The 26,265-nt window shown below is 72.4% G+C and carries 27 protein-coding genes, 1 tRNA gene and 1 pseudogene; 8 read left to right on the top strand and 21 right to left on the bottom strand.

Annotated elements, in window-relative coordinates:
• Nucleotides 1-82: 82 nt before the first annotated feature.
• From ACLJPY_RS24060 to ACLJPY_RS23980, 17 genes and pseudogenes are all read right to left on the bottom strand, one after another.
• Nucleotides 83-523: pseudogene (locus ACLJPY_RS24060) on the bottom strand (SRPBCC family protein); the annotation flags it as partial.
• Nucleotides 524-609: 86 nt separating this feature from the next.
• The gene (locus ACLJPY_RS24055; RefSeq protein WP_410591665.1) at nucleotides 610-1,464 is read right to left on the bottom strand and encodes an FAD binding domain-containing protein; all 855 of its coding nucleotides are present in this window, start codon (nucleotides 1,462-1,464) and stop codon (nucleotides 610-612) included.
• Nucleotides 1,461-3,902, bottom strand: coding sequence for a xanthine dehydrogenase family protein molybdopterin-binding subunit (locus ACLJPY_RS24050; RefSeq protein ID WP_410591663.1), 2,442 nt, complete (start codon nucleotides 3,900-3,902; stop codon nucleotides 1,461-1,463). Before ACLJPY_RS24050 ends, ACLJPY_RS24055 begins: the two co-directional genes overlap by 4 nt.
• The gene (locus ACLJPY_RS24045) at nucleotides 3,902-4,426 is read right to left on the bottom strand and encodes a (2Fe-2S)-binding protein (protein WP_325152881.1); all 525 of its coding nucleotides are present in this window, start codon (nucleotides 4,424-4,426) and stop codon (nucleotides 3,902-3,904) included. The genes ACLJPY_RS24050 and ACLJPY_RS24045 overlap by 1 nt, the downstream gene beginning before the upstream one ends.
• A 202-nt stretch (nucleotides 4,427-4,628) precedes the next feature.
• Nucleotides 4,629-5,741 carry an XdhC family protein gene (locus ACLJPY_RS24040; RefSeq protein ID WP_410591661.1) on the bottom strand — a complete coding sequence of 371 codons (1,113 nt, stop codon included), beginning with the start codon at nucleotides 5,739-5,741 and terminating at the stop codon, nucleotides 4,629-4,631.
• The gene (locus ACLJPY_RS24035) at nucleotides 5,734-6,846 is read right to left on the bottom strand and encodes a vWA domain-containing protein (protein WP_410591659.1); all 1,113 of its coding nucleotides are present in this window, start codon (nucleotides 6,844-6,846) and stop codon (nucleotides 5,734-5,736) included. Before ACLJPY_RS24035 ends, ACLJPY_RS24040 begins: the two co-directional genes overlap by 8 nt.
• A gap of 23 nt (nucleotides 6,847-6,869) precedes the next feature.
• Nucleotides 6,870-6,943: transfer RNA gene (locus ACLJPY_RS24030), tRNA-Arg, on the bottom strand.
• A 283-nt stretch (nucleotides 6,944-7,226) separates the two neighbouring features.
• On the bottom strand, nucleotides 7,227-8,096 hold the full coding sequence (locus tag ACLJPY_RS24025) for an AAA family ATPase (RefSeq protein WP_410591657.1): 870 nt from the start codon (nucleotides 8,094-8,096) through the stop codon (nucleotides 7,227-7,229).
• An 18-nt stretch (nucleotides 8,097-8,114) separates the two neighbouring features.
• Nucleotides 8,115-8,693 carry an NTP transferase domain-containing protein gene (locus tag ACLJPY_RS24020; RefSeq protein WP_410591655.1) on the bottom strand — a complete coding sequence of 193 codons (579 nt, stop codon included), beginning with the start codon at nucleotides 8,691-8,693 and terminating at the stop codon, nucleotides 8,115-8,117.
• Nucleotides 8,694-9,148: 455 nt separating this feature from the next.
• On the bottom strand, nucleotides 9,149-9,982 hold the full coding sequence (locus ACLJPY_RS24015; protein WP_410591653.1) for an IclR family transcriptional regulator C-terminal domain-containing protein: 834 nt from the start codon (nucleotides 9,980-9,982) through the stop codon (nucleotides 9,149-9,151).
• A 10-nt stretch (nucleotides 9,983-9,992) separates the two neighbouring features.
• The gene (gene pcaC, locus ACLJPY_RS24010) at nucleotides 9,993-10,394 is read right to left on the bottom strand and encodes a 4-carboxymuconolactone decarboxylase (protein WP_410571635.1); all 402 of its coding nucleotides are present in this window, start codon (nucleotides 10,392-10,394) and stop codon (nucleotides 9,993-9,995) included.
• A complete protein-coding gene (gene pcaD / locus ACLJPY_RS24005; RefSeq protein ID WP_410591652.1) occupies nucleotides 10,391-11,167 on the bottom strand; it encodes a 3-oxoadipate enol-lactonase in 777 nt (258 codons plus the stop codon). The genes pcaC and pcaD overlap by 4 nt, the downstream gene beginning before the upstream one ends.
• 4 nt (nucleotides 11,168-11,171) lie before the next feature.
• Nucleotides 11,172-11,726 (bottom strand): protocatechuate 3,4-dioxygenase subunit alpha, encoded by a 555-nt coding sequence (gene pcaG / locus ACLJPY_RS24000; RefSeq protein ID WP_410591650.1) that lies wholly within the window; start codon nucleotides 11,724-11,726, stop codon nucleotides 11,172-11,174.
• Nucleotides 11,723-12,460: a protocatechuate 3,4-dioxygenase subunit beta gene (gene pcaH, locus ACLJPY_RS23995; protein ID WP_410591649.1), complete on the bottom strand. Its 738-nt coding sequence runs from the start codon at nucleotides 12,458-12,460 to the stop codon at nucleotides 11,723-11,725. The genes pcaG and pcaH overlap by 4 nt, the downstream gene beginning before the upstream one ends.
• A gap of 11 nt (nucleotides 12,461-12,471) precedes the next feature.
• The gene (locus ACLJPY_RS23990; protein ID WP_410591647.1) at nucleotides 12,472-13,653 is read right to left on the bottom strand and encodes a thiolase family protein; all 1,182 of its coding nucleotides are present in this window, start codon (nucleotides 13,651-13,653) and stop codon (nucleotides 12,472-12,474) included.
• A 199-nt stretch (nucleotides 13,654-13,852) separates the two neighbouring features.
• Nucleotides 13,853-14,611, bottom strand: a complete 759-nt coding sequence (locus tag ACLJPY_RS23985; RefSeq protein WP_410591645.1) for a CoA-transferase subunit beta — start codon at nucleotides 14,609-14,611, stop codon at nucleotides 13,853-13,855.
• A complete protein-coding gene (locus tag ACLJPY_RS23980) occupies nucleotides 14,608-15,417 on the bottom strand; it encodes a CoA transferase subunit A (RefSeq protein ID WP_410591643.1) in 810 nt (269 codons plus the stop codon). Before ACLJPY_RS23980 ends, ACLJPY_RS23985 begins: the two co-directional genes overlap by 4 nt.
• Nucleotides 15,418-15,691: 274 nt before the next feature.
• Between ACLJPY_RS23980 and ACLJPY_RS23975 the strand changes: the two genes are divergently transcribed.
• The 3 genes from ACLJPY_RS23975 (at nucleotide 15,692) to ACLJPY_RS23965 (ending at nucleotide 19,918) form a co-directional block, all read left to right on the top strand.
• Nucleotides 15,692-17,788, top strand: coding sequence for an alpha-galactosidase (locus ACLJPY_RS23975; protein WP_410591641.1), 2,097 nt, complete (start codon nucleotides 15,692-15,694; stop codon nucleotides 17,786-17,788).
• 70 nt (nucleotides 17,789-17,858) lie between these two features.
• A complete protein-coding gene (locus ACLJPY_RS23970; protein WP_410591639.1) occupies nucleotides 17,859-18,803 on the top strand; it encodes a 2-hydroxyacid dehydrogenase in 945 nt (314 codons plus the stop codon).
• Nucleotides 18,800-19,918, top strand: a complete 1,119-nt coding sequence (locus tag ACLJPY_RS23965) for a glycerate kinase (RefSeq protein ID WP_410591638.1) — start codon at nucleotides 18,800-18,802, stop codon at nucleotides 19,916-19,918. The genes ACLJPY_RS23970 and ACLJPY_RS23965 overlap by 4 nt, the downstream gene beginning before the upstream one ends.
• A 348-nt stretch (nucleotides 19,919-20,266) precedes the next feature.
• Here the strand turns inward: ACLJPY_RS23965 and ACLJPY_RS23960 are convergent, their stop codons facing one another.
• Both ACLJPY_RS23960 and ACLJPY_RS23955 read right to left on the bottom strand, forming a co-directional pair.
• Nucleotides 20,267-20,560, bottom strand: coding sequence for an iron-sulfur cluster biosynthesis family protein (locus ACLJPY_RS23960; RefSeq protein WP_410591636.1), 294 nt, complete (start codon nucleotides 20,558-20,560; stop codon nucleotides 20,267-20,269).
• Between the two features lie 76 nt (nucleotides 20,561-20,636).
• On the bottom strand, nucleotides 20,637-21,047 hold the full coding sequence (locus ACLJPY_RS23955) for a hypothetical protein (RefSeq protein ID WP_410591634.1): 411 nt from the start codon (nucleotides 21,045-21,047) through the stop codon (nucleotides 20,637-20,639).
• A 148-nt stretch (nucleotides 21,048-21,195) separates the two neighbouring features.
• Between ACLJPY_RS23955 and ACLJPY_RS23950 the strand changes: the two genes are divergently transcribed.
• The 4 genes from ACLJPY_RS23950 to shbA all read left to right on the top strand — a co-directional run bounded on the left by ACLJPY_RS23950 (nucleotide 21,196) and on the right by shbA (nucleotide 23,433).
• Entirely contained in the window at nucleotides 21,196-21,675 is a 480-nt protein-coding gene (locus tag ACLJPY_RS23950; protein WP_410591633.1) for a GtrA family protein, read from the top strand.
• Between the two features lie 11 nt (nucleotides 21,676-21,686).
• Nucleotides 21,687-22,055: a YidH family protein gene (locus ACLJPY_RS23945; RefSeq protein ID WP_410591631.1), complete on the top strand. Its 369-nt coding sequence runs from the start codon at nucleotides 21,687-21,689 to the stop codon at nucleotides 22,053-22,055.
• Between the two features lie 171 nt (nucleotides 22,056-22,226).
• Entirely contained in the window at nucleotides 22,227-22,523 is a 297-nt protein-coding gene (locus tag ACLJPY_RS23940; RefSeq protein ID WP_410591629.1) for a DUF202 domain-containing protein, read from the top strand.
• 253 nt (nucleotides 22,524-22,776) lie between these two features.
• A complete protein-coding gene (gene shbA, locus ACLJPY_RS23935) occupies nucleotides 22,777-23,433 on the top strand; it encodes an RNA polymerase sigma factor ShbA (protein WP_410591627.1) in 657 nt (218 codons plus the stop codon).
• A 32-nt stretch (nucleotides 23,434-23,465) separates the two neighbouring features.
• Here shbA and ACLJPY_RS23930 read toward each other — a convergent pair whose 3' ends face one another.
• On the bottom strand, nucleotides 23,466-24,317 hold the full coding sequence (locus ACLJPY_RS23930) for an amidohydrolase family protein (RefSeq protein WP_410591625.1): 852 nt from the start codon (nucleotides 24,315-24,317) through the stop codon (nucleotides 23,466-23,468).
• Nucleotides 24,314-25,282 (bottom strand): aldo/keto reductase, encoded by a 969-nt coding sequence (locus ACLJPY_RS23925; protein ID WP_410591859.1) that lies wholly within the window; start codon nucleotides 25,280-25,282, stop codon nucleotides 24,314-24,316. Before ACLJPY_RS23925 ends, ACLJPY_RS23930 begins: the two co-directional genes overlap by 4 nt.
• A gap of 218 nt (nucleotides 25,283-25,500) precedes the next feature.
• Here ACLJPY_RS23925 and ACLJPY_RS23920 point away from each other — a divergent pair, with 218 nt between their 5' ends.
• Entirely contained in the window at nucleotides 25,501-26,232 is a 732-nt protein-coding gene (locus ACLJPY_RS23920) for a FadR/GntR family transcriptional regulator (protein ID WP_410591623.1), read from the top strand.
• Nucleotides 26,233-26,265: the final 33 nt, after the last annotated feature.

Raw genomic sequence — 26,265 nt, 5'->3', positions numbered from 1 at the left:
CGGCCCCGGCAGCCTGCGCCGAAGTCCCTGCCGCCGAGCCCGCCGCCGAACCGCTCCCTGCCGAAGCCGTCTCTCCTCCGCCCGAGGCCAGCTTGCCCGACAGACACCCGGCGAACGTGTCCAGGATCTTGCCGCCCACCTCGCTGATCAGTCCCCGGCCGAACTGGGCCGGCTTGCCCGTGATCGCCAGGTCCGTGGCCACCGCTCCGTGAGTTCCGCCGTCCGTCTCCGTCAACGTCAGCGTCACCGTGGCCGCCGCCGTGCCGGCTCCGCGGGAATCCTTGCCCGAGGCTTTGATCGTCACCTTGCGGGCGCTCTCGTCCTTCTCGAGGAACTCGCCGTTCCCCTTGTACAGCAACGAAATCGGCCCTAGCTTGACCTTCACCGTTCCGCTGAACCTGTCGCCTTCGACCTTGGTCAGCGTCGCTCCTGGCATGCACGGGGCGACGCGCTCGGGGTCGACGACCGCCTGCCAGACCTCGCCGATCGGTGCCGGGACGGTGAATTCGTGGTCGAGCCGCACGGGCCGACCTCCTTCCTGAAGACGGACGGGTCCGGTGCCCACCCTAGCCGCCGCCGGGGCGACGGCCAGGGTGGCGAACCCGTGCCTCAGGCCCCCGCCGCCGCCGCGATCGCGCGGCCGGTCAGCACGCGGGCCAGGTGACGGCGGTATTCGACGTCGGCGTTGCTGTCGACCGGCGGATTCGTGCCCTCCGCCGCGTGCGACGCCGCCGCCGCGATCGAGTCCGCCGAGGCCTGGACGCCGACCAGCGCCGCCTCGACGCCCGAGGCCCGGACCGGGGTCGAGCCCATGTTCGTCAGCGCGACCCGGGCCTCCTCGATCACGCCCGCCTCCGTGCGGACGGTGACCGCGACCGCGACCATCGACCACGCCTGGGCGACGCGGTTGAACTTCTCGTAGTGCGCCCGCCACCCCGTGTGCTTGGGCACGCGAACCTCGACCAGCAGCTCGTCCGGGGCCAGCGCGGTGGTGAACAGGTCGCGGAAGAAGTCCGCGGCCGGCACCGTCCGGCGTCCCGACGGCCCGGCCACCACCAGCGAAGCGTCCAGTGCGAGCACCGGCGCCAGCAGGTCGCCAGCCGGGTCGGCGTGCGCGATCGCGCCGCCGAGCGTGCCGCGGTGGCGGATCTGCGGGTCGGCCACCGTGTCCGTCGCCTCCTTGAGCAGGGCCGCGTGCGAAGCGACCAGCGCGTCACGCTGCACGTCGTAGTGCGTCGTCATCGCGCCGATCACCAGCTCGTCGCCCTCCTCGCGGACGCCGCGCAGTTCCGCGACGCGCCCGAGGTCGATCAGCGTGGTCGGTGCGGCGAGCCGCATCCGCAGCACCGGCAGCAGGCTCTGCCCGCCAGCGAGGACCTTGGCGTCCTCGCCCGCCGCCGCCAGCGCCTGCACCGCTTCGTCCACTGTGGACGGCCGGACGTACTCGAAGGGAGCCGGGATCACTGCGCACCTCCGGTGGCGTCGATCGAACCGAGGCCGCCACCGGCTTCGCCGCGGCCGGGGCCGCCCGCGTCGGTGGTGCCGTGCTGGATGGCGTGCCACACCCGCATCGGGGTCAGCGGCATTTCGATGTCGTTCACGCCGAAGGGCCGCACGGCGTCGACCACCGCGTTGACCACCGCCGGGGTGGAGGCGATGGTGCCCGCCTCGCCGACGCCCTTGGCGCCGAGCGGGTTCGTCGTCGACGGCGTTTCCGTGCGGTCGGTGGTGAACGACGGCAGGTCGGCCGCCGACGGCAGCAGGTAGTCGGCGAACGTGCCGGTCGTCAGCGTGCCGCTTTCGTCGTGCTCGGTGCCTTCGAACAGCGCCTGCGCGATGCCCTGCGCGAGCCCGCCGTGCACCTGGCCTTCGACGATCAGCGGGTTGACCGCGACGCCGACGTCGTCGACGCAGACGTACGAACGCAGCTTGACCCGGCCCGTCTCGGTGTCCACCTCGGCGGCGCACAGGTGCGTGCCGTGCGGGAACGAGAAGTTCTCCGGGTCGAACGTGGCGTCCGAGTCGAGCGACGGCTCCACGCCGTCGGGCAGGTTGTGCGCCGCGAACACCGCGAGCGCGACGTCGCCCAGCGTCGTGGCCGTGTCGGTGCCCTTCACGGTGAACTTGCCGCCCGCGAACTCGAGGTCGTCCTCCGCGCATTCGAGCAGGTGCGCCGCGATCGGCTTGGCCTTCGCCACGACCTTCTCGGCCGCCTTGACGATGGCGATCCCGCCGACCACCAGCGACCGCGAGCCGTAGGTGTCGAGGCCCTTGTGCGACGACTGCGTGTCGCCGTGCAGGATTTCGACGTCCTCGAACGCGACGCCGAGCTGGTCGGCGACGATCTGGCTCCACGCCGTCTCGTGGCCCTGGCCGTGCGCGGACGCGCCGGTCGTGACCTCGACCTTGCCGGTGGGCAGCATCCGGATCGACGCGTACTCCCAGCCGCCGGCGCCGTAGTCCAGCGAGCCGAGCACCCGCGACGGCGCGAGGCCGCACATCTCGGTGAACGTCGAGATGCCGATGCCGAGCTGGACCTTGTCCTTCGCCGCGCGGCGCTTCTCCTGCTCGGCGCGCAGGCCGTCGTAGTCGAAGAGCTGCTTGGCCTTCTCGGTGGCGGCCTCGTAGTTCCCGGAGTCGTAGGTCAGCCCGCACACCGTCGTGAACGGGAATTCCTCGTGCTTGATCCAGTTCTTCTCGCGCAGCTCGAGGGGGTCCACGCCGAGCTCGACGGCGAGTTCGTCCATGATCCGCTCGATGGCGAACGTCGCCTCCGGGCGCCCGGCACCGCGGTAGGCGTCGGTCAGCGTGGTCGTCGTGTACACGTTGGTGCACGCGAAGTGGTACGCCGGGATCTTGTAGATCGCGTTGAACATGAACGCGCCGAGGATCGGCACGCCCGGCCCGACCAGGCCGTTGTACGCGCCGAGGTTGGCGAGCAGCTCGACCTTGAGGCCGGTGACCTGGCCGTCGCGGGTCGCCGAGATGGTGATGTCCTGGATCTGGTCGCGGCCGTGGTGCGCGGCGAGCATGGTCTCCGACCGCGTTTCGTTCCACTTGACCGGCTTGCCGAGCTTCCGCGCGACCAGCAGCGCCATCATCTCTTCCGGCAGCACGCCGATCTTGCCGCCGAAGCCGCCGCCGACGTCGGGGGCGATCACGCGCAGCTTGTGCTCGGGGATGCCGAGCGTCAGCGCCGACATCACGCGCAGGATGTGCGGGACCTGGGTGGCCGACCACATCGTGATCTGCGTGCTGGTCGGGTCGACGACGCAGGCGCGCGGCTCCATGAACGCCGGGACCAGGCGCTGCTGGCGGAAGCGGCGCTTGAGGACGACCTCCGAGGAGCTGATCGCGTCCTCGACGTTGCCGCCGGTGCCGGCCTCGGCCGAGTCGAACTTCCAGACCGCGCTCGTGTTGGTGCCGAGGTCCTCGTGGACCAGCGGGGCACCGTCGGCGATCGCGGCTTCCATGTCGAGGATGACCGGCAGTTCGTCGTAGTCGACGTCGATCTGCTCGAGCGCGTCGTGCGCTTCGGCGGACGAGCGCGCGACGACGACCGCGACGCCTTCCCCGGCGAAGTTGACCGTGCCGGCGGCGAGCACCGGACGGCGCGGCGCTTTCATGTCCGGCGTGATCGGCCACGCGCACGGCATGCCGATCGAGCCGTCCGGGTCGAGGTCCTCGGCGGTGTAGACGGCGATGACGCCGGGCGCGTCCTTCGCCGCCGACGTGTCGATCGAGACGATCTTGGCGTGCGCGAACGGGCTGCGCAGGACGGCCAGGTGCAGCAGGCCGGGCAGAGTGATGTTGTCGGTCCAGCGGGTGCGCCCGGTGATCAGCCGCTCGTCCTCCTTGCGGCGGCGGGACTTGCCGACTTCCGGTTCGATCGTCGCGGTCATCAGTCACCACCCACGCCGACGTGCTTGTTTTCGGCGATCCGTTCGGCTTCGGGGCCGGCGCCGGGACTCATGTGCTGCGCGGCGTCGCGGACCGCGCGGACGATGTTCTGGTAGCCGGTGCAGCGGCACAGGTTGCCTTCGAGCCCTTCGCGGACGGCCTGTTCGTCCGGGTCGGGGTTGTCGGCCAGCAGGTCGATCGACTGCATGATCATGCCCGGCGTGCAGAACCCGCACTGCAGCGCGTGGTTGTCGTGGAAGGCCTGCTGCACCGGGTGCAGCTTGCCGTCGCGGGCCAGGCCTTCGACGGTGGTGACCTCGCAGCCGTCGGCCTGCACGGCCAGCACGGAACAGGACTTCACGCTGTGCCCGTCGAGGTGGACGGTGCAGGCGCCGCAGTTGCTGGTGTCGCAGCCGACGACGGTGCCGACCTTCCCGAGTTTTTCCCGTAGGTGGTGCACGAGGAGGGTGCGGGGTTCGACTTCGTCGGTGTACTTCGTCCCGTCGACGGTGACGGTGATGCGCATCAGGCCTCCAAAAGCCGGCTCGGGAACGGCCCGCCCGACAGTGATCGGGCTCACAAACCCGAGCGTGCTACGCGACCTTCGCGTCGACAAGCCCTGATGTCACACGTTCAACTACTTGTTCCGCAACTGCGTACGTATCACCGATGCAACTCCGTAGGTGCGGAAGTCCGGATGGGTGAACTTTGTCGGCCACCCGGATCAGTCAGCCGTGAATCCGTCCCGAGAGCTCCGCCAGGCGCTTGCCGCCGCCGCCCCACCGCAGCGCGATGATCTCCGCGGCGATGGACACGGCCGTCTCTTCGGGCGTGCGCGCCCCGAGATCGAGCCCGATCGGCGACGACAGCCGGTCCAGCTCCGCCTCGGTGATGCCCGCTTCCCGCAGCCGCGCGAACCGGTCGTCGTGGGTCTTGCGGGAGCCCATCGCGCCGACGTACCCGACGTCCAGGCGCAGCGCGACTTCCAGCAGCGGCACGTCGAACTTCGGGTCGTGGGTCAGCACCGCGATCGCCGTGCGCTGGTCGATGCGGCCCGCGTCGGCCTCCGCCTGCAGGTAGCGGTGCGGCCAGTCGACGACGACCTCGTGGGCGTCCGGGAACCGGCTGGCGGTGGCGAACACCGGCCGCGCGTCGCACACGGTGACCTGGTAGCCGAGGTAGGCGCCCATGCGGGCCATCGCGGCGGCGAAGTCGATCGCGCCGAAGACCAGCAGCCGCGGCGGCGGCTCGAAGGAGTTGACGAACACCGCCATCCCCTCGCCGCGGCGCTGCCCGTCCGGGCCGTAGTGCAGGGTGCCGGTGCGGCCGCTGGCCAGCAGGCCGCGCGCGTCGTCGGCCACGGCGTCGTCCATCCGCGACGACCCGAGCGAGCCCGCGGTCCGGTCCGGCCAGACGATCATGTGCTCGCCGACCAGGCCCGCCTGCTCGTGCTCGACGATCGTGACGACCGCGACCGGCTCGCCGCCGCGCACCGACGCGACCACGTCGCCGAGCTCCGGCATCGACTCGCGGTCGACGTGCTCGACGTAGATGTCGATGATCCCGCCGCAGGTCAGGCCGACCGCGAAGGCGTCGTCGTCGCTGACGCCGTAGCGCTGCAGCACCGGCTTGCGCTCGGCGACGACCTCCTGCGCCAGCTCGTAGACCGCGCCCTCGACGCAGCCGCCGGACACGCTGCCGGCGACCGTGCCGTCCGGGGCGACGACCATCGCGGCGCCGGGCGCCCGCGGCGCCGAAGAGAAGGTGGCGACCACGGTGCCGAGCCCGACCGTCTCCCCGTCGGACCAGCGGCGGAACACGTCGTCCAGTACGTCACGCATCGGAAATCTCCCCGAGCAGTCGTTCCAAAGTGGCCAGGGTGTGCCCGGCCAGGAGCCGGTCGATGTGGGGCAGCGCGGCGACGATGCCCGACTGGACCGGAGCGTACCCCGCACGGCCGGCGTGCGGATTCACCCAGAACACGGCGTGCGCGAGCCGGCGCAGCCGCCCCAGCTGCTCGCCGAGCAGGCCGGTGTCGCCGCGTTCCCAGCCGTCGGAGAACACCGTGACCACCGCGCGGCGCGCCACACCCCGCCGGCCCCAGCGGTCGAGGAACGCCTGGAGCGTCTCGCCGAGCCGGGTCCCGCCCGCGAAGTCCGGCACCGCGGAGCCCGCCGCGAGCATCGCGCGCTCCGGGTCGCGCTGCCGGAGCTGGCGCGACACCCGGGTCAGCCGCGTGCCGAGCGTGAACACCTCGACCGACGGCGGCGCGGACCGCGTGAGGACGTGGGCGAACCGCAGCAGGGCGTCGGCGTACGGGCTCATCGAACCGGAGACGTCGATGAGCAGCACCACCCGCCGCGGCCGGCGGCCGCGCCGGGAGCGCACGAGCTTGAGGGGTTCACCGCCGCCGGCCAGCATGGCGCGCAGCGTGCGCGAGGGGTCGAGGCGGCCGCGCCGGGCCGGCGTCCGCCGGGCGGCCGGACGCGTGGGGAGCGCGGGCTTGAGGGTGGCCAGGAGTTCGCGGAGGTGTTCGCGTTCGGCGGTGGTCAGCTCGGCGAGGTCGCGGTGCCGCAGGACCTCCTGGGCACTCGCGGCGACTTTCAGCTGGTCGGAACCTTCGCCGCCGTCGGCGTCCCCGCCCTCGGCTTGGCCGAGCGGGGCGATCCGCGCCTGCTTGGGCGCGGCGGCTTTCGCGCGTTGTGGCGTGCTGGTCTCGATCGAAAACCACTGGCTGAAGGCTTCTTCGTAGCACGGGAGGTCGTCGGGGCTGGAGCAGAGGGTGAGCCGCCCGGCCCAGTAGAGCTGCGTGGGTTCGGCGACGTCGATCTCGGCGACGGCCGAGAGGTACGCCTGCACGCGGTGCGCATCGCAGGCGACACCGGCTTCGCGCAGCGCGGCGGCGAACCCGGCGTACCCGGCGACGGGATCGGCGGCGGTGGTCATGTCTCCATTGTGCGCTCGTTCGGCGTCCCGGCGAGGAGTCGAACCTCGGACCTCGGCGTTCGTAGCGCCGCGCTCTGTCCTGCTGAGCTACCGGGACGGGGGCGGCCTGCGCACGCGCCCCTCCCCGGGCAGGCGCGCAGACCGCGCTCTTCGCCGCGGCCGACCCAAGGTAGCGGCGGGTGGGCGCGAAGAGCCTTCGGAAAGAAAGGGAGTTTCAGCGAACGACGCGGGAGATCGCGCCGCAGGAGTTCCGGTCTTGCCGTCGGGTCACGATCTCCTCCTCTCGGTGTGCTGTGGTGAGGAAAAGAATGCCTGAGTCCGCCGGGAGCGGCAACGGAATTAACCGCGCGCCCAGCGTGGTCCTTTGTGGACAGTCGAGGTCAGGCGAACAGGGCGTCGAGTTTCGCGCGGACCCGGTCGAGGTCTTCGCTGTACTTCAGGACGGCTCCGAGCGTCCGCGCCGCCGTCGCCGCGTCCAGTTCGTCGCGCTGCAGCGCGAGGAGCGCCCGCGCCCAGTCGAGCGACTCCGCCACTCCCGGCGGTTTGAGCAGGTCCATGGCGCGGAGCCGGTGCACCGCTTCGGCGATCTGCCGGGCCAGGACTTCGCTGGCGTCCGGAATCCGGCGGCGCAGGATGGCGACCTCCCGGACCAGGTCCGGGTGTTCGAGCCAGTGGTAGAGGCAGCGGCGCTTGAGGGCGTCGTGCACCTCGCGGGTCCGGTTGGAGGTCAGGACCACCAGCGGAGGTTGCTCGGCGCGGACTTCGCCGTACTCGGGGATGGTCACGGCGTGCTCGTCGAGCAGCTGTAGGAGGAAGGCTTCGAACTCGTCGTCGGCGCGGTCGATCTCGTCGATCAGCAGCACGCACGGGGCGCTGATCAGGGCCTGCAGCAGCGGCCGGGCCAGCAGGAAGCGCTCGGTGTAGAGCGAGCGCTCCGCGGTTTCGACGTCGAGGTGCCCGTCCCCGGCCGCTTCGAGCGCCCGCAGGTGCAGGAGCTGGCGCGGGAAGTCCCATTCGTAGAGGGCTTGGGCGGCGTCGATCCCTTCGTGGCACTGGAGCCGGACGAGCGGCCGATCCAGGGCGGCGGCCAGGGCGAGGGCGAGTGACGTCTTGCCGGTGCCGGGCTCGCCCTCGCAGAAGAGCGGGCGGCCCATCCGGAGGGCGAGGAAGCCGGCGGTGGCCAGCCCGTCATCGGCGAGGTAGCCGGTCGCATCGAGCGCGGCGGCGAGGTCTTCGGGCGAGTCCGTCACGCTTCCGATCGTAGGTGTTCACGCGGGCCCCGCCAGATCAGCGGGCCGATCGACGTCCCGGCCGCTGCCGAGGTCCCCGCACTCGACGAGGGTGAGGTCGTCGCGGGTGGCGAGCCAGTCCCGGGCCCCGCGGTCGCCCCGGGCGGTCTCGGCGATCTCGCCCCACCACCGGCGCCCGAGCAGTACGGGGTGCCCGGGCACGCCGTCGTAGGAGGCCCGGGCGACGGTCGTGGAGGAGGCCCGGGCGGCGACGCGGGCGAGGATCTCCGGCCCGACCCAGGGCAGATCGACGAGGTGGACGAGCGCGGCGGCCCGATCGGTGCCGTCGAGGGAGCCCAAACCGGCCCGGAGGGACGCCCCCATGCCGCTCGCCCAGTCCTCGGCCACGACGGCTTGGCCGGGATCGGGCAGCAGGGCCCGGACTTCCTCGCCCGAGGCGCCGACGACCACCCGCACGGGCTCACACCCGGCAGCGGTGAGGGCGCGGAGGGCACGAAGGACAAGAGGTTCCCCATCGAGTTCGACGAGGGCTTTGGGCCCACCGAAGCGCCGGCCGGCCCCGGCGGCGAGAAGAAGCCCGGCGACGGGAGTGCTCATGGGACGAGTCTGCCGCGGCTGCGGCTCCGACGGCCACGGGCCCGCTCGAGCCGGGCTTGGCGGCGGCGGACGGCTGTGGGATGGCGGCTCGGCAGGGTTCGGGGTGGTGACGACCGCTCGGGCGGCCGCGCGGTGGCGGCTCAGCGGGGTTCGCGGCGGTGGCGACCGCTCGGGCGCTACAGGGTTGCGAAGTGGTGGCTCGGCCTTGGGCGCGGCCGGTGGTGGCTGCGCGGCGGGAGATATCGGCTAGCCGCGCCGGGAGCGAGTGCGAGGCAGCAGCTGAGCTTTCAGTGCTGCAGCCAGCGGCTCGGCCACCAGCACCGGCCGGTGCGCGGCCGCCGCTATGCCGACTTTCCTCAGGCGATCGATTCGGCCTCTGGTGCGCGACCAGCCGCTTCGCTTAGCCCTCGACCGCGGCGTCCTCCAGCCCGGCGGCGGACCTGCCCTTGGGGCGCTCAGCCGCGGGCGTGGCTCGGGGCCGCTATGGCCAGGTCCGCTTCCATCGCGCGGGCCGTCTCCAGGAGTGGGGGTACCAAGTCCTTCCTCACCGACTCCGCCGTGGTGCGGCTTGCGTGGGTCGAGAGGTTCACCGCGGCCACCACGCGGCCCGTGCGGCCTCGGATCGGGGCCGCCACCGAACGCAGCCCCTCCTCCAGTTCCTGGTCCACCATCGCCCAGCCCTGGGCGGCCACCTTGGCCAGTTCCGTGCGCAGGCGGTCGGGGGCCGTCAGCGTGTGCTGCGTGAGGCGGTCCAGGCTCGCCACCGCGAAGTACTCCTCCAGCTCCGCTTCGCTGAGCCCAGCCAGCAGGACGTGGCCCATCGAGGTGGCGTAGGCCGGGAAGCGGGTGCCTACGTTGATGCTCACCGTCATGATGCGGGAGACCGCCACCCTGGCGACGTACACGATGTCGGTGCCCTCCAGCACCGAGACCGAGCTCGACTCGTGCACGCTCGCCGACAGGTGCTCCAGGTGCGGCTGGGCCACCTCCGGCAACGTCATGCTGGACAGGTACGAATAGCCCAGCTCCAGCACCCGGGCCGTCAGGGAGAAGTACTTGCCGTCGGTGCGGACGTAACCCAGGTCGGTCAGCGTCAGGAGGAACCTCCTCGCCGCCGCGCGGGTCAGGCCCGTGGCGCGGGCCACGTCGCTCAACGTCAGCTCGGACGCGCCCGCGTGGAACGCCTTGATCACGGCCAGGCCGCGCTCCAGCGACTGCACGTGGTGGGCACCACGGTGCGCGGGTTCGCTCTCCAGTTCGACTTCGAACGACGGCCTCGTCGCGTCCATGCCCGGCACCCTATCCGGCGTCGGCGGGCCGGGCGCTCGGCTCGCCGAGCTCGGCCAGGGTGCGCTGGGCGATGGCGAACGCCGCGTTCGCCGCCGGGGCGCCGGCGTAGACCGCCGTGTGCAGCAGGACTTCGCCGATCTCCGCCGCCGTCAGGCCGTTGCGGACCGCCGCGCGGACGTGCATCGCCAGCTCGTTGTGCGCCTGCAGCGCCGTCAGGGCCGCCAGTGTCACGCAGCTGCGCGTGCGGCGGTCCAGGCCCTCGCGGGACCACACCGAGCCCCACGCGCCCTCGGTGATGTAGTCCTGGAACGGACGGCTGAAGTCCGTCGTCCCCGCGACCGCGCGGTCGACGTGCTCGTCGCCGAGCACCTCTCGCCGCACCTTCATGCCCTGCTCGTGGCGGTCCGTCACGCTCGCTCCAAGTGGTCCAGGATCAGCCGGCCGAACTCCGCCGGCTGCTCGTAACTGCCCAGGTGCGCGGCGTCCGCCACGACCTCCAGCCGCGCGCCGGGGATGCCCTCGGCGATCGGCCGCGCGTGTTCCTCCGGCGAGGTGGCGGGGTCGTCCGCGCCCGCGATCACCAGTGTGGGCGCGGTGATCTTCGGGAGCAGGTCCAGCAGGTCCATCCGCTCGATCACGCCGCAGCAGGCCGCGTAGCCCTCCGCCGGGACCGCCGCGATCATCGCCCGGAGGAACTCGGCCCGGTCCGGGTGCCGCTCGCGGTACCCGCCGGTCAGCCACCGGCTCACCCCGGCCTCGGCCACCGCCGCGGTGCCCTCGGCGCGGACCGTGCGGGCCCGCTCCGCCCACATCGACGGCGGGCCGAGCTTCGCGGACGTGCAGCAGAGCACCAGGCTCGCGACGCGCTCCGGCGCGTGGATGCCGAGCCACATCCCCGTCATGCCGCCGAGCGACAGGCCCACCAGGTGCGCGCGCTCGACGCCGAGCTCGTCGAGGAGGGCGAGGACGTCGGCGCCCAGGTCGTCGAGCTCGTAGGGACCCGGCGGCACCGGCGACGCGCCGTGCCCGCGCGTGTCGTACCGGACCACCCGGAACCCGCGCTGCACCAGCGGCGCGACCTGGGGTTCCCACATCCGCAGGTCGCTGCCGAGCGACCCGCCGAACACCACTACCGGCCCGTCCGCGGGGCCTTCGGCGACCCGGTGCAGCTTCACGGCGCTCACGGCGTCACACCCGGAAGAAGACGGTTTCGCCGTCCCCTTGCAACCGCACGTCGAAGCGGTAGCCGTCGTCGGTCTTCGCGGCGATCAAGGTGCCGCGCCGCTCCTCCGGGACCGTCGCCAGCACGGGGTCTCCGGAGTTGTCCTGGTCCTCGAAGTAGATCCGCGTGACGACCCGGTTCAGCAGGCCACGCGCGAACACCGAGACGTCGATGTGCCGGGCCTGCGTGGTGCCGCCCTCGCCGGGCACCACCCCCGGGAGCACGGTGAGGATCCCGTACGTGCCGTCGGCCTCCGTCGGGCAGCGGCCGAAGCCGCGGAACTCTCCGTTCGCCGTGCCGCGCGGGTCGTCGGGGTGGCGGAAGCCGCCTTCCGGGTCGGCCTGCCAGGTCTCGATCATCGCGTCCGGGACCGGATCGCCGTTGCCGTCACGGACGGTCCCGCGGATCCAGAACGCCCCCGTCGTGCCCTCGGGTACGACGTGCGGGCCGTCGGACCAGGGCAGCCCGATCGACAGGTACGGGCCGACGGTCTGCGAAGGGGTGGGCAGCAGCTTGGTCATTCGTCCTCGTCCTCTTCCTCTTCGAAGACCGACGCGTCGCGCCCGCGCAGCACGATGTCGAACTGGAAGCCGAGCGCCCACTCGGCCTGCGTGATGGTGTGGTCGTACCGCGACACCATCCGCTGCCGGGCCTTCTCGTCCGGGATCGAGTTGAAGATCGGGTCCTGGGAGAACAGCGGGTCGTCCGGGAAGTACATCTGGGTGACCAGGCGCTGGGTGAACGCCGAGCCGAACACCGAGAAGTGGATGTGCGCCGGCCGCCAGGCGTTGTCGTGGTTCTTCCACGGGTACGCGCCGGGCTCGATGGTGGTGAAGGTGTAGCGGCCGTCGCTGTCGGTCAGGGTGCGGCCGACGCCGTCGAAGTTCGGGTCCAGCGGGGACGGCCAGCGGTCGCCGGTGTGCCGGTAGCGGCCGCCCGCGTTCGCCTGCCAGATCTCGACGAGCGAGTCGCGCACCGGGCGGCCGTCGCCATCGAGGAGCCGCCCGGTGACGATGATGCGCTGCCCCTGCGGTTCGCCGGCGTGCTGCCGCGTGAGGTCGTTGTCGAGCTCGCCCAGGCGGCCGGGGCCGAGCAGTGGGCCGGTGACCTCGGTCAGCATCTGCGGCAGCAGGACGAGGTCCTGCTTCGGGTGCCGCAGCGCCGTCGAGCGGTAACCGGGGTAGCCCAGCGGCGGGTGCGTGCCCTCCGGGTCTTCCCCGTAGCGCGGCAGCCTGAATTCGGTCGGAGTGGCCACGTTTTTCTCCCTTACCGGCCTTCGAGGACGACGGCCAGCCCCTGGCCGACGCCGATGCAGATGGCGGCGAGTCCCCAGCCACCGCCGCGGCGGTGCAGGTCGTGCGCCAGGGTGCCGAGGATCCGGCCGCCGGACGCGCCGAGCGGGTGCCCGATGGCGATCGCGCCGCCGTGGGTGTTCACGATCTCCGGGTCGAGGTCCTTCCAGTCACGCAGGCAAGCCAGCGACTGCGCGGCGAAGGCCTCGTTGAGTTCGACCGCGGCCAGGTCCTCCCAGCCGATGCCGGCGCGTTCGAGGGCGATCTCCGCCGCGCGGACCGGGCCGATGCCGAAGACGTCCGGGTCGACACCCGCCGCGCCGCGGCCGGCGATCCGGGCCAGGGGCGTCGCGTCGAGCCGGCTCGCGGCTGCTTCGTCGCCGAGCAGGAGGGCCGAAGCGCCGTCGTTCAGCGGGGAGGCGTTGCCCGCGGTGACGGTGCCGTTTTCCGCGCGGAACACGGGCTTCAGCTTGGCGAGCTTCTCGGGGCTGGAGTCCGGCCGGATGCCTTCGTCGCGGGCCAGGTCGACGCCCTCGACCGGGACGACGAGGTCGTCGTAGAAGCCCTCGTCCCAGGCCTTGGCGGCGTTGACGTGGCTGCGGGCGGCGAAGGCGTCCTGCTCGTCGCGGCCGATGCCGTAGCGCTCGGCGAGCTGCTCGGTGGACTCGCCGAGGGAGATCGTCCACTGCGACGGCATCGCCGGGTTCACCATGCGCCAGCCGAGGGCGGTGTTGTAGAGGGTCTGGTTGCCCGCGGGGAAGGCCTTCTCCGGCTTCGGCATGACCAGCGGCGAGCGGGTCATGGACTCGACACCGCCGGCGACGACCAGGGAGGCATCGCCGGTCTGGATCGCCCGGCTGGCCTGGATCGCCGCGTCGAGGCCGGAGCCGCAGAGGCGGTTGACCGTGCTGCCCGGGACGGTCGTGGGCCAGCCGGCGAGGAGGGCGGCCATGCGGGCGACGTTGCGGTTGTCCTCGCCCGCGCCGTTCGCGTCGCCGAGGGTGACCTCGTCCACTGTGGACGGATCGAGGTCGTTGCGCTGCTGGAGCGCCTTGAGGACCCCGGCGGCGAGGTCGTCCGGGCGGACGCCGGCCAGTGCGCCGCCGTAACGGCCGAACGGGGTGCGGATCGCGTCGAGGATGTAGACGTCGGTCATGCGTTCGCCTTCCGGGGTGCCGGGGTGGTCGGGTGGCTCGGCTCGGTGGGACTCGCTTGTGGCGGCGCCCACCGCCTCGCGGTGGTGGTCATCGGCTCACCCTGCCACGGCTTCGGCCGCGCGGGGTGGTCGTGCCTTCGACTTCCGGGGCGGGTGGCCGCGGTGCAGGGGTTGCCCGGGTGCGCGACCGATCGGCCGATCATGCGCTGACCTTTTCCAGGTTTCGCAGGACCGTCAGCTCCTGGTCCGTCGGGGCCGGAGTGGTCTTGAGGTCGTCCGACACCTTCAGTTTCCAGCCGGTGGCCGCCAGGACCTGGTCCAGTTCCACACCCGGGTGCAGTTCGGTCAGGGTCAGCTCGGCCGTCTCGGGGTCCGGGCGCAGCAGGCCCAGGTCCGTCACCACCAGCGTCGGACCCCGGCCGGGAAGGCCGAGCTTCTCGCGGTCGCCCTTGCCCGTTCCGTGGCCGAACGACGTCACGAAGTCCACCTTCTCCACGAACGCCCGGGGGTTCTGGCGCAGGACGATGAACACCTCGCCGCACGAGGCGGCGATCTCCGGGGCGCCGCCCGCGCCCGGCAGGCGGACCTTCGGGTCCCGGTAGTCCGAGCCGATCACCGTCGTGTTGATGTTGCCGAACTTGTCGAGCTGGGCCGCGCCGAGGAAGCCCACGTCGATGCGGCCCGGCTGGAGCCAGTAGTTGAACACCTCGGGCACGCTGATCACCGCGTCCGCCGTGTCGGCCAGCTCGCCGTCGCCGATGGACAGCGGCAGGCGGGACGGCTTCGCGCCCAGGCAGCCGGATTCGTAGATCAGCGTCAGGTTCGGGGCGTGCGCCCGGCGGGCGAGGTTCGCCGCCTTGCTCGGGAGACCGATCCCGACGAAGCAGGACATGCCGTCGCCGAGCGCGCGGGCGGCCGCGACGCTCATCATCTCGTCGGCGGAGTACTCGGTGCTCATGCCGTCACCCCGGTCAGCTCGTTCAGCCACTTCGTGAACTCCTCGCGGTCGCGCCCGACCTCGTCCCACGCCTGGTACGCCGCGTTGTCCCGCTCGTAGTACCCCGCCGCGTACGACGGCTTCGCGCCGCCCGGGACCTCGGCCACCGCCGAGACCACCCACGCCGGGAGCACGACCGCGCCCGGACGGGGCTCGAGCTCGTCGACGATCTCCTCGACCGTCACCAACGACCGCTTCGCCGCCAGCACCGCTTCCTTCTGGACACCCGTGATGCCCCACATCTGGACGTTTCCGGCGCGATCGGCGCGCTGCGCGTGGACGATCGCGACGTCCGGGTTCAGGGCCGGGACCGCCGTCAGCCGTTCGCCGGTGAACGGGCAGGTGATCGGTTTGATCGTGTCCGTCTGGGCCGGGAGGTCCGTGCCCGTGTAGCCGCGCAGCACCGCGAACGGCAGCCCGGACGCCCCGGCGACGTACCGGTTCGCCATGCCCGCGTGGCTGTGTTCCTCGATTTCCAGCGGTACCGGCCAGTCGTGCTGGACGGCGTCGCGGAACCGGTGCAGCGAGCCGACGCCCGGGTTGCCGCCCCAGGAGAAGATCAGCTTGCGGGCGCAGCCCGCGCCGATGAGCTGGTCGTACACGATGTCGGGCGTCATCCGCACCAGCGTGAGGCCCCGGCGCCGCTGCCGGATGATCTCCTGCCCGGCAGCGACCGGGATGAGGTGCGTGAACCCTTCGAGCGCGACGGTGTCCCCGTCGTGCACCAGCCGGGCCACGGCCTCCTCCAGCGACAGCAGCTCCGCCATCACACCCTCCGAACTGTTCGCATGACGCACACTCGTTCTGCCACCGAACATAGCACGAGGTATTGCGACCGACCAGACGTCTTCCACCCATTGGATGACGGGCCCACGTGGAAGGGGACTTTTCAGGTGTCGGCAGCGAAAAGACTCTGGATGGCCACGGCGGCCGCGCCGCGGGCCCACTCCTCGAACGGCAGCGGCCGGATCACGGGGCGGTACGGCCGCCGGAGGCGAGTTCTTCGAGGTAGATGCCCTGGTCAGCTCTACTCTGTCGGGCATGTCGCTCGTCGAACACGGCCCCGCGCACCGGCTCTGGCTGTTGCACACACCCGAGAGCTCCTACGCGTTCCGGCTGGACGCCGACGACCGCCCGCGGCACGTCCACTGGGGCCCGCCACTGACGCTGGCCCAGGCCACGCAGGTCGCCGCACGCCGCCACCCGGCCGACAGCAGCTTCGACGAGCCCGGCGACGAGCGGCAGGAACTCCCGGTCGAGGGTGGCGCCTTCTTCGGCGTCGCGGCGCTGGCCGTGCGGTACGCCGACGGGACTTCGGCGCTCGAATGGCGATACGACGGCTTCGCGCTCGAAGACGGCGCACTCGTCGTGCGGCTCGCCGACCGGCACTACCCCCTGCAGCTGTCCCTGCACTACCGCGTCCGCGGCGACGTCGTCGAGCGCTGGACGTCGCTGCGGCACACCGGGGCCGGCGAGCCGATTGCCCTGCTGCGTACGGATTCCGCGTCCTGGACGCTCCCGCGGCGCGACGGCGTGCGGCTGAGCCGGACGTCGGGGGCGCGGAGCGCCGAGTACGGCCTCCGGCGCGAACCGGTGCCGGTCGGCGAGACCACGCTCACCAGCCGCCGCGGCGCCTCCAGCCACCAGGTCGACCCGTGGGTCATGCTCGACGCCGGTGACGCGACGGAGACCGCCGGCGAGGTCTGGAGCAGCGCGCTGGCGTGGAGCGGGAGCTGGCGGATCACCGTGGAACGCACGCACACCGGCCGCGTCACGTGGACCGGCGGGTTCGGGCACGAGCACGTCAGCTGGCTGCTGCAGCCAGGGGAAACGTGGGAGACGCCGGTGTTCGCCGGGCTTTACGCGGCCGACGGCTTCGGCGGGACCAGCCGGCGTTGGCACGCCTACGTCCGCGAGTTCGTCCAGCCGCACCCGGACGAGCTGCGGCCGGTCGTCTACAACTCCTGGGAAGCGACCGGCTGGGACGTCGACGAGAAGACGGAGACCGAGCTCGCCGCGGCGGCCGCCCGGCTGGGGACGGAACTGTTCGTCATGGACGACGGCTGGTTCGGCGCCCGCACCGGCGACGCGGCCGGGCTCGGCGACTGGATCGCCAACGAACAGCGCTTCCCGCGCGGGCTGGGGCCGCTCGTCGACGCCGTGCACGCCCACGGGATGCAGTTCGGGCTGTGGGTCGAGCCGGAGATGGTCAACCCGGACAGCGACCTCTACCGCGCGCACCCGGACTGGGTGCTGCACATGGCCCACCGCTCCCGGACGACGTTGCGCAACCAGCTCGTGCTGAACTTCGCGCGGCCGGACGTGGCGGACTGGGCGCACCGGTGGCTCGACCGGCTGGTCGGCGCGCACGGCATCGACTACCTCAAGTGGGACATGAACCGCGCGTTCACCGAAGCCGGCTGGCCCGACGCGGGGCCGGACGCGCAGCGGCTGTGGGTCGGCCACATCCGGGCGGTGTACGCGATCCTCGACCGGCTGCGCGCCGACCACCCGGACCTGCGGATCCAGGGGTGCGCGGGCGGCGGCGGGCGCACCGACCTGGGCATCCTCGCGCGCACCGACGAGATCTGGGCGTCGGACAACACCGACGCCGCCGACCGGATCACCATCCAGCACGGCTACGGCCAGCTCTACCCGGCGGGCACGATGTCGGCCTGGGTGACCGACAGCCCGAACCCGGGCACGCGGCGGGAGGCGCCGCTGAGCTTCCGGTTCCACGTGGCGATGGCGGGCGTGCTCGGCCTCGGCGGTGATCTGCCGCGGTGGAGTTCCGGCGAACTCGCCGAAGCGGCGTCCCTTGTGGCGCTGTACAAGGAGATCCGGCCCGTGGTGCAGCACGGCGTGCTGTACCGGCTGGCGGACCCGGCGACGTCGGCGCTGACGGCGGTGCAGTACGTGCTCGGCGATTCCGCCGTCGTCTTCTTCTGGCGGCGGCCCACGGAGTTCGCGCGGCCGTTCACCCCGCCGCGGCTCGCCGGGCTGGATCCGGCGGCGCAGTACCGCGACCAGGACGGCGTCGTGCACCACGGCGCGGTGTTGCTCAGCCACGGGTTGAACCTCGACTTCCCCGGCAGCGGGTACGCGAGCGCGGTGGTGCGGCTGACGCGCGTGGACTGAATCGGCAGTGACATCCGGGGCCGCCACCCGAGCCTCCGAAAATGTCGGTGGGGTGCCTTACTCTGTCGTCGTGGCCAAGATCGCGGTGACCCGGTGGATTCCCGACGACGCGGTGCAGCTCCTCGCCGAGGCAGGCGACGTGGAGGTGTCCCCCGCCGATCGTCCGCTGACGCCTGCGGAACTGCACGAGTTCGTCGCGGGGGCGTCGGCGGTGGTCGGGATGCTGCACGACCGGCTCGACGGCGCGCTGGCCGACGCCGCCGGTCCCGGGCTGAAAGTGGTCGCGAACGTCGCGGTCGGGTACGACAATGTGGATGTCCCGGCGCTGGCTTCGCGCGGGATCGTCGTCACCAACACCCCGGGCGTGCTCACCGACGCCACCGCCGACCTCGCCTTCGGGTTGCTGCTCGCCGTCACGCGGCGCCTCGGCGAGGGCGAACGGGTACTGCGCGGGCGCACGCCGTGGTCGTTCCACCTCGGCTTCCTGCTCGGCTCCGGGCTGCAGGGCAAGACCCTCGGGATCGTCGGGTTCGGGCAGATCGGGCGGGCGATGGCCCGCCGGGCGGCGGCGTTCGGGATGACGGTCGTCTACTCCGGACGGTCCAAAAAGGACACTGACGCCGAGTACGTCTCGTTCGAGGAGCTGCTGGCGCGCTCGGACGTCGTCTCGCTGCACTGCCCCTTGACGCCCGAGACACGGCACCTGATCGACGCCGCCGCGTTGCGCGCGATGAAACCCGGCGCGTACCTGGTGAACACGACCCGTGGGCCGGTGGTCGACGAGGCCGCGCTGGCCGACGCGCTGGAAGCCGGGGAGATCGCCGGTGCCGCGCTCGACGTGTTCGAAAAGGAACCCGAGGTCGAACCGAGGCTGCTCGGCCGGGACGACGTCGTGCTCAGCCCGCACCTGGGTTCGGCGACGGTCGAGACCCGCACCGCGATGGCCGTGCTGGCCGCGCGCAACGTCACGGCGGTGCTCGCCGGGCGTCCCCCGCTGACGGAGGTGAAGCCGTGACCCGTGTCGTCATCGCGCCCGACAAGTTCAAGGGCAGTCTCACCGCGGTGGAGGCCGCGGAAGCGATCGCGCTCGGCGTGCGAGATGCCTTGCCGGAGGCGGAAATCGTCACGTGCCCGGTCGCCGACGGCGGCGAAGGCACCCTCGACGTGCTGGAAGCGGCGGGCGCGCGGATCGTGCGGCTGACGGTCCGCGGGCCGTTGGAGGAGCCGGTGAAGGCGCGTTACGCGGTGCTGGACGGCACGGCGTACATCGAATCCGCGCGGGCGTGCGGGATCGAATTCGTCGAACCGACGCCGGCGACGGCGCTGGCCGCGCACACCTGGGGCGTCGGCGAACTGCTGGCGGACGCGCTGATCCACGGCGCGCAGCGGCTGGTGCTCACGGTCGGCGGCACGGCGAGCACCGACGGCGGGGCCGGGATGCTGGGCGCGCTGGGGGCCGGCGTGCTCGACGCGTTCGGCGCGCCGGTCGGCCTCGGCGGCGGAACGCTGACCCGGGTGGCTTCGACGGAGCTGACCCCGGTGCGGGAGCGGCTGGACGGCGTGCGCGTGGCGGTTGCGACGGACGTGACGAACCCGTTGCTGGGCCCCGAAGGCGCGGCGGCGGTGTTCGGGCCGCAGAAGGGCGCGGGGCCGTCGGAGGTCGCGGTGCTGGACGAGGGCCTGACGCGGTGGGCGCACGCGCTGCAGGTCGGCGGCGCCCCGGACGTCACGCGGGTGCCCGGATCGGGCGCGGGCGGCGGGGTAGCGGCGGCCGCGATCGCGCTCGGCGCGGGTGTCGAGTCCGGGTTCGACCTCATCGCGGGGCTGACCGGAGTCGAAGAGGCGCTCGTCGAGGCGGACCTGGTCATCACGGGCGAGGGATCACTGGACGAACAGAGCCTGAACGGCAAGGCCCCGGCGGGAATCGCCGAACGGGCGCGCGGGATTCCGTTGCTGGCGCTGGCGGGCCGGATCCAGCTGGACGCGGCGGGGCTGGCGCGGTTGGGGGTGGTGAGGAGCAGCGCGCTGATCGACCACGCGCCTTCGCTGGAGTACGCCCGGAGGCATGCGGCGGAGTTGCTGCGGGGCCGGGCTGCGGAGCTGGTTCGCGCTTGGTGGGAGGGTCGCTAGGGAAGGAATTCTAGGGAGAGAAGATTCGCCGGGGGCGGGTGGCGGAGGAGCCACGCGGTGAGGTGGGGGTGCGACTCGCTTCGCCTGCGGCCGACGCCGGTTCGGTGATCGCGCAGGCGGCGGACGGGCCATGCGATCGCGCGAGGCAGACCCCGGTTCGCCCAACGGCCGATGCTTGCTCGGGCATCCCGCCCGCGGCGGTGAAACCACGCGATGGCGCGAGGCGGGCCGGTTCGCGCACGGCCGCCGCAATCGCCCGCCCCGCGCGGTTGTCCCGCCGGGGGAAGTCGTCGCGGGCTGGCGGGGTGGCGGGCCCTTCGCACCCAAAGCGAAAGGCCCGCCCACGCCTCAGCTCGTGTGCTGGGGCAGCACGGCGAACGCCACGCCGCCCGCTTCGTCCTCTTGGACGTCGAGCACCTTGTCGTCCAGCAGGGCCGCTGCCTGGGGCTCGAGGAAGACCTTCGGGCCCTCCGCCTCGCCCAGCACGCTGTCGCCCTCCGCGGGCTCGGGGGCCACCGACAGCGCCAGCTGGGCGCTCTCGCCGTCGGCGTTCTGGACGGCCAGGCGGAGCCCGGACTCGCCCTGTCCGTCGTTGGTCAGTGCGGTGATCGCCTCGGCGGCGGCTTCGGTCACGGTCAGCATCTTCGGCCTTCCCTTCGTCGCGGTCCGATGCAGCCCCACGCTAGGGGCGTCCTCAACGGCGTGCAGGCTGAGCGGCTCAGCCCTGGCGGGCGGCGCGGATGGCGTCCGCCACCGATTCGCCCGCGTAGTCCGTCGTTTCCCGGCGGCCCTGGTTGGAGTTGCGGCGCGGCATCGTCTCTTCCGGGGCCACCGGCTCGAAGTCCGGGGGCGCGTCCTCGATCGACTCGTCGAGCTCCGCCGCCGGGGTCGCCGCCAGCGGGCGCTCCGGGATGGGCTCCGGCTCGGTGTCCGGCACCTCCTCCGCCAGGCGCTGGTCCATCGGCTCGCCTTCGCGGATTTCTCGGGGTGTAGTGCCGAAACGGTTGGCGGCACTCCAGTGCTCGGGCGGCTCCATGCCCTCCTCGAGCGAATCCACGCGCAGCTCGTCCTCGTCCAGCGCCTCGCTGGGGCTCAAGCTCTGCGGTTCGGCCGAGTCTCGGTCACTCACTGGCCCTCCTGGCGCGTCGGAAACTGTCTTCGCCGCCTGACCTACCCCGGCCGGTGGGCCCGCGAAACCCGCCGGTGTCGCCGGGATCACAGATCTTCAACGGGTTTAACACATTCACAAGTTTGTGAACGCGGGGTAGGTTGGGATCATGGCCACCACCAGGTGTGCACCGGAGCACCGGCTGCTCGCCACCGATCCGGACCGCCACCACGAGCTCGGCACGCACGCGGCGTGGTACGTCGTGGCCGGCGTGGTCACCACCGGACTGCAGGCCGTCCTGTTCCTCCTGCTGCGCGACCAGCTCGGCTCGCAAGTGGCCAACCTCGTCGCCATCGCCCTCACCACGGTCGGCAACACCGAGTTCCACCGCCGCGTCACCTTCGCCGGGCGGCCCAGCAACGCCGGGAAGCGGCACCTGCAGGACCTACTCACCTTCGCCTTCTACGCCCTGTACGGCTCGGCCGTGCTGGCCCTGCTCGACGCGTTCGTCGACCGGCCGACGTCGTGGGAGGAAACCGGCACGCTGCTGCTGGCCAGCGTGGTCGGCGGGTTCGCGCGGTTCGCCGTGCTGCGCTGGTGGGTCTTCGCGCACCGCGCCGACCCGGCCGCCGCCGCGCACACCGGCTAGCGTCTGCGGACGTGGCCTCGGACAACACCCAGCCGGACGGCATCAAGCCCCACTCGGGCGGCACCGAACCGGACTACCGCTTCACCCTGGCCAACGAACGCACCTTCCTCGCCTGGCTCCGCACCGCCCTCGGCCTGCTCGCCGGCGGCGTGGCGGTGCACCAGCTCGTGCCCTCGCCGGCCGCGGCGAGCTCGGTGCTCGCCGGCCTGTGCGTCGCGCTGTCCGCCGTGCTCGCCGCTACCGCCTACCCCCGCTGGCGGCGGGTCCAGATCGCGATGCGGGCCGGGGAGCCGCTGCCGCGCAGCTGGATGGTCGTCGTCCTGACGGGCGGCCTGCTGGTCCTCATCGCCGCCGCGGCCGTGCTGCTGGTGGTCTCGTGAGCGACACGGAAGGCAGCGGACGGTGACGGCCGGGAAAAGCCGCCCGGACGCCCCGCCTCCGCGCCGAGCCGGACGACCGGGCGCCGACGAGCACGGCCGCCGGACGCGAATACCGCCGGTTCGCGATTATCGCGACGTCAAAAGTACCGACAGGCCGTTCGGGATCCGGCCGTGACCACGGGAAGTGGGGCTCAGCCCCAGCGCACGGGGCTCGCCTGGCGGCGAACCGCACTGGCGTCCGCCGCCTGCACGGTACTGCTCCTGCACTCCGCCGCCCAGCGCCATTGGGGTGGCACCTTGGTCCCGGTGCTGCTCGCCGGGGGGACATCTGCCCTGCTCGCAGCCATCGGGATGCACCGCGAACGGGCCTTGCGCGCGGCCGAACCGGCGCCACCAAGCCGGATACTGCCCGCAATCGCGTCGCTCGCCGTGACAGTGACCGCCACTTCCGTGGTCGTCTTCCACTGACGAGTGAACTCGGCACATCCTGAAACCGATTAATCGCAATGTGCGGGTCCGGGTCGCGGGAACGTCACGGTCCCTACTGCTAACGGGGTATTGGTGGTTGAAATCTGGACTGACCCGCCCGGACGTGTTTACGATTACCCTGCGTCGCACGGACCGCAGATCAGCCCCGATTAGCCGGAGCCTCTGCGATGGATCAGTTACGGAGTGTTGAACCCCCGGCAGCGACGGTCGAGGGTCGGCCGGGGAGACGACCATGACAGCACCGCCGAGCACCACCGAAGAATCGGCTTCCAGCGTTCGCGATTATCGCACCCCCGAGTCATTGCCCCGCCCGGGCGGACGGCTCACCAAGGAGGACCTCGACCCCCTGGTCAAGGACGCGGGCGAGGGCAACCCGGCGGCGATCCACTCGCTGCTGCAGATGATCGAGCCGGTGGTGGTCCGCTACTGCCGCGCCCGCATGGGCGGCCGCGACCTGTCCTACCTGTCGGCCGACGACGTCGCCCAGGAAGTCTGCCTCGCCGTGCTCAAGGCCCTGCCCGACTACCAGGACCGCGGTGGTTCCTTCCTCTACCTGGTGCACGCGATCGCGGCCAACAAGGTCGCCGACGCCTACCGCGCCGTCGCCCGTGACCGCTCCGAGCCCGTCCCCGAGCTCCCGGAGCGCCCGCTCGTCGCCGGCAACGAGCCCGAGTCCCACGCCCTGCACCTGGACCTCGGGGCCCGCCTGGGCCGGCTGCTCGCCTCCCTGCCCCGGGTGCAGCAGGAGATCCTGACCCTGCGCATCGCCGTCGGCTTCTCGGCGACCGAAACCGCCGAAGCGCTCGGGATCTCGCCGGGCAACGTCCGCGTGACGCAGCACCGGGCCCTGACCCGGCTGCGCGGCATGATCCGCGACGACGACTTCTGAGACCACCTCGCGGGCGGGCGGGGCGACCTCTTCTACCCCCTGGAGGAGGTCGCCCCGCCCGCGTCCAGCCCGTACACCGCGCGGGCGTTGTGCTCGAACACGCCCAGCCGTTCGGCGTCCGACAGCGAGCCCGTGAGGGCGATGGCCGCGTCGAGGACCAGCTCGTAGGACGCCGCCAGTTCGCAGACCGGCCAGTCGGAGCCGAAGAGCAGGCGCTGCGGGCCGAACACGTCGAGCACGTGGAGGACGTACCGGCGCAGGTGCCCGACCTCCCAGCCGGACCACTCCGCTTCGGTGACCAGCCCGGACAGCTTGCACACGACGTTCTCGCGCGCCGCCAGCGCGGCCACGCCGGACGCCCACGGCTCCCACTCCCCCGCCGCGATCGGGGGCTTGGCCGCGTGGTCCAGGACCAGGCGCAGCTCGGGCAGGCGCAGCGCCAGCTCGGCCGCGGCCGGCAACTGCCCGGGCCGGACCAGCAGGTCGTAGGCCAGGCCCGCGGCGGCCACCGCGCTCAGCCCGGCCACGACCTCGGGCCGCAGCAGCCAGTCGTCGTCGGGCTCGCCCTCCACCTGGTGCCGGATCCCGACCAGCGGGCCGTCGAGCGCCGCCAGCCGGTCGGCGACGTCCGGGGCCGTGAGGTCCACCCAGCCGACCACGCCCGCGATCACCGGCTCCGCGGCCGCGATCGCGAGGAACTCCGCCGTCTCCTCCGCCGAGGACACCGTCTGGACCAGCACGGTGGCGTGCACGCCCGCCGCCTTCGTCACCGCGCGCAGGTCGTCGGCGGTGTACGGGCGGCGGATCGGGTCGAAGGCCGCCCCCGCCAGCCAGGGGTACTCGCGCCGAGCGGGGTCCCACAGGTGGTGGTGGGCGTCGATCATGAGACTCCTTCGGCGATGACGACGTCGGCGCGCAGCAGGCCCGCGTCGATCAGCTCGGTCCACAGGGCGGGCGGTACGGCCGCCCGCGCCCGCCGCGCGTTCACCGCGACCTGGTCCGGATCATGCGCGCCGACGACCACCGACGCCACCGCGGGGTGCGCCATCGGCAGCGCCAGCGCGGCCTCCGGCAGCTCGACGCCGTGCCGCGCGCAGATCTCGGCGATCCGCCCGGCCCGCTCGACCAGCTCCGCGGGCGCTTCGGCGTAGTCGTAGACCCGGCCCGGCTCGGCGGTCGCCAGTATCCCGCCGTTGAACGCCCCGCCGACCACCACGCGGACGCCGCGCGCGGCGCAGAGCGGGAACAGCTCGTCCAGCGCGGGCTGGTCGAGCAGCGTGTAGCGCCCGGCCACCAGCAGGACGTCCAGGTCGGTCCGGCGGACGAACTCCGCCAGCATCGGCGCCTGGTTCATGCCGGCCCCGAACGCGCCGATCACGCCCTGTTCCCGCAGTTCGCGCAGCGCCGGGAACGCTCCCGAAACCGCCGCTTCGAAGTGGTCGTCGGGGTCGTGGACGTAGACGATGTCGACGCGGTCGAGCCCCAGCCGCGTCAGGCTGTCCTCCAGGGACCGCAGGACGCCGTCGCGGCTGAAGTCCCATCGGCGCTTGTACGCGGCGGGAACGGCGAAGCCCTGGTCGTCCCGGGCGCCGGCACCGTCCGGGTTGGGCTCCAGCACTCGGCCGACCTTCGTCGAGAGCACGTACTCCGCCCGCGGGTACTCGCGCAACGCGGCGCCGAGCCGGGTCTCGGACAGGCCGAGGCCGTAGTGCGGTGCGGTGTCGAAGTAGCGGATGCCCTCGTCCCAGGCGCGCCGGACGGTCGCGGCCGCCGTCTCGTCGGTGATCGCGTGATACAGGTTGCCCAGCTGCGCGCAGCCCAGGCCGAGCGGGGACAGGGAGAGTTCCAACGCGGTCACTCCTTCTCCGGCCGTTCCCATCGGCCCGGGGCCGGTGTCTTCGAGGACGTGGCCGAGCCCGGGACCGTTACGCCCGGGCTCGAGCCGGGTGGGCGGGGCCACTCGTTGCGGTGGGCGCTGGTGGGTCATCACCACTCCTTCGCCGGGACGTGGCACGCTGGGCAGCACCACCGAAACATCCGAGGTCTGTTGCAGGGAGGGCGGACGCGATGCCCGTCACCGATGTCGCGATCGACAAGATCAAGGACATGATCATCTCCGGCGAGCTGGCGCCGGGCGATCGGCTGCCGAAGGAGGCCGAGCTGGCCCAGCGGCTCGGGCTTTCGCGCAGTTCCCTGCGGGAGGCGGTCAAGGCGCTGTGCCTGATCCGCGTGCTCGACGTCCGCCAGGGCGACGGCACCTACGTCACCAGCCTCGAGCCCAACCTGCTGCTCGACGCCATGACGTTCGTGGTCGACTTCCACCGCGACGACACCGTCCTCGACTTCCTCGCCGTGCGCCGGATCCTGGAGCCGGCCGCGACCGCGCTGGCCGCGCTGCACATGAGCGACGACGACATCACCGAGCTGGGCACGCTGCTCGGCGAGCTGGAGGACTCGCCGACCGTCGAGGCGCTGGTCGCCAACGACCTGCAGTTCCACCGCAAGATCGCCGACGGCTCCGGCAACCCCGTGCTCTGCTCGCTGCTCGACAGCCTCTCCGGGCCGACGGCCCGCGCCCGGATCTGGCGCGGCCTCACCCAGGAGGGCGCGGTCGCGAAGACCCGGGAGCAGCACACGGCGATCTACGAGGCCATCGCCGCGCGCGAGCCCGAGCTGGCCCGCTCGTGGGCGACCGTGCACGTCGCGGGCGTGGAGCAGTGGCTGCGCAACGCGCTGGGCACCGCGGACGACCCGACGGTGCCCGACCCGGACGCCGAGCCGGCCGCGGAAGCCTCCTAGCACGCACTCCTCCTCGAAGGTCGGATCTCCACC

The sequence above is a fragment of the Amycolatopsis sp. lyj-23 genome, from assembly GCF_046549135.1.
Taxonomy (GTDB): Bacteria; Actinomycetota; Actinomycetes; order Mycobacteriales; family Pseudonocardiaceae; genus Amycolatopsis.
Note: the sequence above shows the minus strand (reverse complement) of the source record. Positions and strands in the feature narration are given on the sequence as shown.

Coding starts and splice junctions, on each gene's coding strand:
- shbA (WP_410591627.1), top strand. CDS start 22,777: ATGACAGCACCGCCGAGCACCACCGAAGAATCGGCTTCCAGCGTTCGC.
- ACLJPY_RS23920 (WP_410591623.1), top strand. CDS start 25,501: ATGCCCGTCACCGATGTCGCGATCGACAAGATCAAGGACATGATCATC.
- ACLJPY_RS23975 (WP_410591641.1), top strand. CDS start 15,692: ATGTCGCTCGTCGAACACGGCCCCGCGCACCGGCTCTGGCTGTTGCAC.
- ACLJPY_RS24050 (WP_410591663.1), bottom strand. CDS start 3,902: ATGACCGCGACGATCGAACCGGAAGTCGGCAAGTCCCGCCGCCGCAAG.
- ACLJPY_RS24020 (WP_410591655.1), bottom strand. CDS start 8,693: ATGAGCACTCCCGTCGCCGGGCTTCTTCTCGCCGCCGGGGCCGGCCGG.
- ACLJPY_RS24040 (WP_410591661.1), bottom strand. CDS start 5,741: ATGCGTGACGTACTGGACGACGTGTTCCGCCGCTGGTCCGACGGGGAG.
- pcaG (WP_410591650.1), bottom strand. CDS start 11,726: ATGACCAAGCTGCTGCCCACCCCTTCGCAGACCGTCGGCCCGTACCTG.
- ACLJPY_RS23980 (WP_410591643.1), bottom strand. CDS start 15,417: ATGGCGGAGCTGCTGTCGCTGGAGGAGGCCGTGGCCCGGCTGGTGCAC.
- ACLJPY_RS24045 (WP_325152881.1), bottom strand. CDS start 4,426: ATGCGCATCACCGTCACCGTCGACGGGACGAAGTACACCGACGAAGTC.
- ACLJPY_RS23960 (WP_410591636.1), bottom strand. CDS start 20,560: ATGCTGACCGTGACCGAAGCCGCCGCCGAGGCGATCACCGCACTGACC.
- ACLJPY_RS23930 (WP_410591625.1), bottom strand. CDS start 24,317: ATGATCGACGCCCACCACCACCTGTGGGACCCCGCTCGGCGCGAGTAC.
- ACLJPY_RS23985 (WP_410591645.1), bottom strand. CDS start 14,611: ATGAGCACCGAGTACTCCGCCGACGAGATGATGAGCGTCGCGGCCGCC.
- ACLJPY_RS23950 (WP_410591633.1), top strand. CDS start 21,196: ATGGCCACCACCAGGTGTGCACCGGAGCACCGGCTGCTCGCCACCGAT.
- ACLJPY_RS24015 (WP_410591653.1), bottom strand. CDS start 9,982: ATGGACGCGACGAGGCCGTCGTTCGAAGTCGAACTGGAGAGCGAACCC.
- ACLJPY_RS23990 (WP_410591647.1), bottom strand. CDS start 13,653: ATGACCGACGTCTACATCCTCGACGCGATCCGCACCCCGTTCGGCCGT.
- ACLJPY_RS24035 (WP_410591659.1), bottom strand. CDS start 6,846: ATGACCACCGCCGCCGATCCCGTCGCCGGGTACGCCGGGTTCGCCGCC.